Source organism: Actinacidiphila sp. bgisy160, from assembly GCF_965342435.1.
Taxonomy (GTDB): Bacteria; Actinomycetota; Actinomycetes; order Streptomycetales; family Streptomycetaceae; genus Actinacidiphila.
Genome location: NZ_CBDRCM010000111.1, coordinates 1 through 5802, shown reverse-complemented (window position 1 = coordinate 5802; position 5802 = coordinate 1). Strand labels below are relative to the sequence as shown.

The window sequence follows — 5802 nt, the reverse complement described above, 5'->3', positions numbered from 1 at the left end:
TTAGTACTCCAGCCGTAGTTCGTGATCTTCATGTCTGGTTCGCGGCTTGTCGGCGGTAATGGCTGGCCTGGGCTCGAGCCTGGTGGCGGCGTCGCCAGTCGGACCAGCCGAGCCGGTGGGCCGCACCGTGTAGGGGCTGGACGACGAGCGTCGTGAACAATCGGGTCTTTGACATCCAGATCCGACATCAACGGCCACGCTCACTCGCGACCGGGACGCCTCCGCAGCAGCCGGTCCATGTGGCTCACGGCCTCCCGCTGGGTGTCCTGCACGACGTGCGTGTAGACGTTCATCGTGACGGCGATCTGGGAGTGCCCGAGGATCTCCATCACCACGCGGGGCGCGACGCCAGCCGCGGTCAGCAGCGTGGCGCAGCCGTGCGCCAGCGCTGCACTCCGTATCCGTGGCCGGAGCAGTCGTACGCGAGGACGGCCGGCTCCTGTCGATCCGCCGTGCCGGCAACGGCACTTGGGAGCTCCCCGGCGCCGTCCTCGAACTAGTGCTGTGACCGCATATGTTCGCCGGGATGGTCAGGCTGCGGTTGCCCGTGCTCGTCCGCCCCAGCGGATGCCCTTCTCACTGAGGATGCGGGCGGGTTCGCGGCGTTGGGCGGCGAGGGCGTCGGGGTGGCGGGCGTTGGTGTTGCGCCGGCCCAGGTAGGTGTGCAGGGTCCGGTTCTGAACGGTGTGGTATCCCACCGTCCTAGTGACACCCGGGCTCGGAACGCGCCAGGGCGGCACGACGTCAGCCGGACGACCCCAGCCAGATTTTCGCCCGCTTTGAGCGGGGCCGTAAGGCCCCCGGATTGCTGACACCGACCAGGAGAACCGCTATGAACGCTTCCGACTTCCCCGAGCTTCCCGAGCCCGTGCGGCGCGCCGTCGCCGCGGCGAACGCCCGAGACACCGAGGCCTTCCTCGACCAGTTCACCGAGCGCGGCGCTGTGGACGACTGGGGCCGCCGCTTCGAGGGCCGAGAGGCCGTCGCGGGATGGAGCGACCGCGAGTTCATCGGCGTCAAGGTGTCCCTGAAGGTCACCGGGGTGACCCGGTACCGGGACCAGGTGATCGTTTCCGCGCAGGTCGGCGGCGACGGGTTCAACGGTCCGTCGGACTTCGCCTTCACGGTCGATGGCGACAGGATCGGCCTGATGAGGATCACCGGTTGACCGGCAGGCGCCGGGGCGCCGCCCGCGCGCGGTGGTTCAGGCGGAGTGCGTGATGCGGTCCAGCAACTCGTTCAGCAGGATGCGTTCGCCGGGCGTGAGAATCTCCTCGATCTCGGGCAGCACGGCCTTGAAGGCGACGGTACGGGTGATCGTCCGGCGCTCGTCCCCGGCGGCCTCCTCGGGCTCCGCGGTGGTGATGGCGGCGAGAATCGCCTCCCGCGTCCGGGGCGACAGCTCCGGGTCACGGGCCTCGGGCAGCGTGGCGATCAGCGTCAGGACGACGCCGCAGCCGGCCGAGTGGATCATCAGCATGGCGCGTTCCACGTCGACACTGAGCCGGCCCGCCTCGGCGACCCGGGTCACCAGGCCGCGAAGGACGTTGAAGGACTCCGTCACGGCGGCCGACTCGGCCCCGGGCCTGGGCTGACCGAACATCAGCTGGTATATCTCGGGGTTGGCCACACCGAACTCGATGTGCAGGTCCCACCCCCAGCGCAGATCCTCGACCGGGTCGGCGGCCCGCACCCGGTCGGTCTTGCGGTGCAGGTAGTCGGCGAAGCCCTCCGCCGCGACGGCGTCGAGCAGGCCCTGCATGTCGCCGAACTGCCGGTAGATGGCCGGCGGCTGAACGGCCGCCGCCTTGCTGACCGACCGGGTCGAGACCGCGTCGCGGCCGCCCTCGGCGAGCAGGGTAGCGGCGGCGGACATGATCCGCTCCCTTGTGGTCGCCCTCTCATCCATGAATCAACGATAACAGTGATTTGTTACCGAAGGAAACTTCCTCCCGGAAGGCCGCGAAGGGGCGGCCGGGAACGCCGGCCGCCCCTCCCGTCCCGCGTGCCGGGCGGCTCACTTGGCGGGGCCGGAATCCCCCCCGTGCAGCGCCTCGCGCAGCGCCGTGGTGACCTCCGCCACCGCCTTCTTGTCGGACTCGCTGTCGCGCAGGGCGTTGAGCATCATGAAGTCGTGCGTGATCTCGGGGTAGTGCGTCAGCTGGACGGGCACACCGGCCTCCCGCAGCTTCTTAGCGTACGCGGTGCCCTCGTCGTAGAGCACGTCCGAGTCCGTGACCATCAGCGCCGACGGCAGGCCGCGCAGCTGGTCGACGGTGGCCCGCAACGGGGAGGCCAGCGGGTTCTGCCGGTCCTTGAGGTCGGGGGCGTACGCGTCCCAGAACCACTTCATCGCGGGCTTGGAGAGCCAGCAGTTCTCCGCGAAGCGGCGGTACGAGGCGGTGTCGAAGTTCGCGTCCGTGACCGGGTACAGCATCACCTGGCGACGGAATTCGGGTCCGCCGCGTTGCTTGGCCATCATCGCCACGGCGGCGGTCATGTTGCCGCCCACGGAGTCGCCGGCGACGGCCAGACGCGAGGGGTCGATGCCGATCCGGCCGCCGTTGTCGGCGACCCACTTGGCCACGGTGTACGCCTGCTCGATCGGCACGGGGAACCGGGCCTCGGGCGAGGGGGTGTAGTCGACGAAGACCACCGCCGCCTGCGCGCCGTTGGCGAGCTCGCGCACCAGGCGCTCGTGGGTCCCGAAGTTCCCCAGCACCCAGCCGCCGCCGTGGATGTAGACGATCCCGGGCAGTTCCCCCTTGGCGCCCTCGGGCCGTACGACGTGCACGGACACGGCGCCGGTCGGTCCGCCGGGCACGGTCCGCCGGCTGATCTGCGCCGGGAGCATGTCCACCGGGCCCGCCTGCAGCTTGTTCAGCACTTCCCGGGCGGCCGAGTAGGACAGCGAGTACAGCGGCGGCCCGTCCGCTGCCGCCAGTTGGTCGAGGAAGGCCTGGGCCAGCGGGTCCAGCCGCACCGGCGGGTTGCCGCACGGGACCTTCGGCGCGGGCGCGTCGACGGGCACCGCGTGGTCGACACGCGCGGCGTTCGTCGCCTTCTCGCCGCACGCGGTGAGGCTCGCGGCGGCAGCCAGGAGGACTGCGACGGCGTAGCGAGCCTTGCGTCGCGTTATGGACCGGACATGCGGACAGGTCATTGCGGTCTCCGAACCGTGGTCGCTCGATGGCCCCATGTGAGAGCCTGCGGAGGCGGTACAGTCCGGACAACCGGGGATGGGCCGGGGGAGTGGCTCGCGGGCCACGGGCGCCGCGCGGCCCTCCTGGGCCCGGAGGGTCAGACCACGACGAGGTCCCAAGCCGTCATCGCGTCGGCGAGCCGCAGGTGGGGGGCGGCTTCGGCGAGCCGGCCCTGCCGCTCCAGTGTGCGGCCGAGGAGGAGATGCGCGTGCGCGTCCTGCGGCTCGGCGCGGAGGAGGTCGCGCAGCTCCGCCTCGGCCCGCGACAGCTGCGCGGAGAAGTAGTACGACCTGGCCAGCAGCATGCGCACCGCCATGTTGCGGGGCGCCACGTCCACGACGGAAGCGAGCGTCCGGGCCGCGGCGGCGTAGCGCTGCCGATTGAAGAAGAGCACGGCGCGCTTGAACGCCTCCGTGGTCGGACTGCTCATGTCGGTGCCCACTGCTGCATCACCTCGGTGGAACGACGTCTCGTTGTCAACGCCTTCAACCGGGGCAAGTGTCGGATTTGTTCCACCCTGCCCCTTGTTCCACCCTGCCCCTTGTTCCGCCGGCATCTTTCTGTACCTGCCAAATCACGCTATGTGTGGCTCTGGCCTGAGGGTGGCTCGGCCGGGTTGCGCGTCTCACCCGCCTGGAGGAACGTGACTTCGAGGCCGCTCGGCCGCAGGCCCGGCCGCCCCTGCGCTTCCGCTCTGCGCCGCGCAGAGGCCCCTCGGAGCGTAGGCAACCAATGCCCCCGCATCCCGCCGCCGTCGCGGCACTCGGACCGCATCTTCGCCCACGACCGCCACCACCCCCGGCAGCGGCCAGGAAGGCAGACCGACATGCCACTCCTCCGCACCCTCGCCACGTCCGCCGCGTCCGCCGCCCTCGCGACCGTGGTCGCGGCCGCCCCCGCCTCGGCCGGTGCCGGTGTCCCGGCAGGTCAGGCCGTTCCCCGCGCCGCCGCACCGACCTACGCCACGGTCCTCGTCACCTGCTTCGGCCGGGGCCTGGTCATGCCGCCCGACTTCCTGCTGGCCTGCGGGGACGGGAACGACCGCCTGGGCGGCCTGTACTGGTCGCACTGGGGCAGCGACTCGGCCGTGGGCACCGGCTACGAGGAGGCCAACGACTGCGATCCGTACTGCGCGGCGGGCCATTTCCACACCTTCCCGGTCAAGATCGAGCTCTCCGAGAGCAAGCCCTGGCCCAAGGACCCGCACCTTCGGCACTTCACCAAGCTCACGATCACCTACCCCGACACCGAGCCCTCCTGGCCGCACGACCCGGTCCGCGAACTGTGGGACTGATGGTCGACGGGCGCGGCGCGGGACGTGGCCACTCGCGGGCGGAGCGCCTGTTCGTCGCCGGGAAGCAGAACCACGCCCGGTTGCCGGCCTCGGCAGGCGCGGCCGCCGCCGCGCGGGCTTGCGGAACCCTGCTCCGGGAAGGCGTGGGACACGACTCCGGCCCCCGCGTCGCGGGGGCCGTTGGTGATGGTCCGGGCTTCTCGGCGGTCCCTGCCGGGGCGGGGCGGCCGTAAGGCCGGACGGCCCTGGCCGCCGCTCCCGATCCACTGCGATCACCGGGCGGGCCGGCAGGAAACCTGCCGCGCGACCTCAGCGGTAGAAGCCGTAGAAGCCGTAGAAGCCGGGGTAGAAGCCGCCGTAGTAGCCGCCGTAGCCGCCCCAGCCGCCCCAGCCGTAGCCGTTCCCCCAGCCCCAGCCGCCGTGGCCACCCCAGCCGCCGTGTCCGCCGCCCCAGCCGCCGCCGTGGTCGACGACGGACTGCGCAGTGGCGGGTGCGGCTGTCTGTGGCGTCGCCGCGCTGGCCGCGGTGGCTCCGGCGAAGGCGAGCAGGGGCGCCACCACAGCGGCGGCAGCGATCCTGCGGATGGTAAGCGTGCGCATGACTCCCCCTTCGGGGATCTGGACTTCGGGTCGCGGTCTGCGCGGGGCCGACCGCCGGCGCGCCGGATCGTGCGCATGATCCCGGCGCGGATGGGGGTGCGGACGTCAGGGCGCGGACGCACCTCACGGACGTGGAACGCCGGAACAGGTGTCTGTAGTTGAAGACGTCCCTATATGCACGGTAGGCGCGTTGTGCGCCGCCCGTCAAAGGGATCCGGCAAAAAGTGCATATTGGTGTCTTTTGCTCTAGTGTGACGACCTTTCAACCGTGCGTGCCGCGGAGGCTCCGTTGCGTCAGCGCATGCCTAACAAGCCTTTGAAGCAAGCTGGTTGAGTCTGCGGCGGGGCTCGTCCCGTCCTGAATTCCGCGTGGCCGCAGAGACCGACGAGGCAAACGTGATGCAAGAGGCAAATGATACGAATGCTGCACCAAAGGAAAACCCCCGCAGAATTCGGGAGGTGTGAATCCGCGTCGCTGCCAAGCGCTTCCGCTCAGCGGCGAACGCCACTGTGTCCGCATGGCGTCACTCCGGGCGTTCGTCGCATGTCGCCCAGCTGTTGGGCGGCCGTAAGGCCTCGAAAATCGCTGGTCGGCGATTTGTTAACACCATTGACATATCTGCGATCGCTGCATACGGTCCTGGGGGGGGGGGGGGGGGGGGGGGGGGGGGGGGGGGGGGGGGGGGGGGGGGGGGGGGGGGGGGG

General features: G+C 70.7%; 6 protein-coding genes and 4 pseudogenes. 3 read left to right on the top strand and 7 right to left on the bottom strand.

What is annotated here, in order from left to right; all coding sequences use genetic code 11:
- Positions 1–28: 28 nt before the first annotated feature.
- Together ACRWNP_RS36820 and ACRWNP_RS36815 are read right to left on the bottom strand one after the other, a co-directional pair.
- Positions 29–160: pseudogene (locus ACRWNP_RS36820) on the bottom strand (IS701 family transposase); the annotation flags it as partial.
- 40 nt (positions 161–200) lie between these two features.
- Positions 201–380: pseudogene (locus tag ACRWNP_RS36815) on the bottom strand (tyrosine-type recombinase/integrase); the annotation flags it as partial.
- An 8-nt stretch (positions 381–388) separates the two neighbouring features.
- On the opposite strand from ACRWNP_RS36815, the pseudogene ACRWNP_RS36810 reads away from it, so the two are divergent.
- Positions 389–499 (top strand): annotated as a pseudogene (locus ACRWNP_RS36810) (NUDIX hydrolase); the annotation flags it as partial.
- Between the two features lie 31 nt (positions 500–530).
- Here ACRWNP_RS36810 and ACRWNP_RS36805 read toward each other — a convergent pair.
- Positions 531–689, bottom strand: a pseudogene (locus ACRWNP_RS36805) (IS630 family transposase); the annotation flags it as partial.
- 143 nt (positions 690–832) lie between these two features.
- Between ACRWNP_RS36805 and ACRWNP_RS36800 the strand changes: the two are divergent.
- Entirely contained in the window at positions 833–1168 is a 336-nt protein-coding gene (locus tag ACRWNP_RS36800) for a nuclear transport factor 2 family protein (protein WP_431969318.1), read from the top strand.
- 36 nt (positions 1169–1204) lie between these two features.
- On the opposite strand, the gene ACRWNP_RS36795 is transcribed toward ACRWNP_RS36800, so the two are convergent.
- The 3 genes from ACRWNP_RS36795 to ACRWNP_RS36785 form a co-directional block, all read right to left on the bottom strand.
- Entirely contained in the window at positions 1205–1876 is a 672-nt protein-coding gene (locus tag ACRWNP_RS36795) for a TetR/AcrR family transcriptional regulator (protein WP_431969316.1), read from the bottom strand.
- A gap of 141 nt (positions 1877–2017) precedes the next feature.
- Positions 2018–3163: an alpha/beta hydrolase gene (locus ACRWNP_RS36790; RefSeq protein WP_431969314.1), complete on the bottom strand. Its 1146-nt coding sequence runs from the start codon at positions 3161–3163 to the stop codon at positions 2018–2020.
- 137 nt (positions 3164–3300) lie between these two features.
- Positions 3301–3633, bottom strand: coding sequence for a tetratricopeptide repeat protein (locus ACRWNP_RS36785; RefSeq protein WP_431969312.1), 333 nt, complete (start codon positions 3631–3633; stop codon positions 3301–3303).
- Between the two features lie 396 nt (positions 3634–4029).
- Between ACRWNP_RS36785 and ACRWNP_RS36780 the strand changes: the two genes are divergently transcribed.
- Positions 4030–4497 carry a hypothetical protein gene (locus tag ACRWNP_RS36780; RefSeq protein WP_431969310.1) on the top strand — a complete coding sequence of 156 codons (468 nt, stop codon included), beginning with the start codon at positions 4030–4032 and terminating at the stop codon, positions 4495–4497.
- 309 nt (positions 4498–4806) lie between these two features.
- Here the strand turns inward: ACRWNP_RS36780 and ACRWNP_RS36775 are convergent, their stop codons facing one another.
- The gene (locus ACRWNP_RS36775; protein ID WP_431969308.1) at positions 4807–5097 is read right to left on the bottom strand and encodes a hypothetical protein; all 291 of its coding nucleotides are present in this window, start codon (positions 5095–5097) and stop codon (positions 4807–4809) included.
- Positions 5098–5802 lie beyond the last annotated feature (705 nt).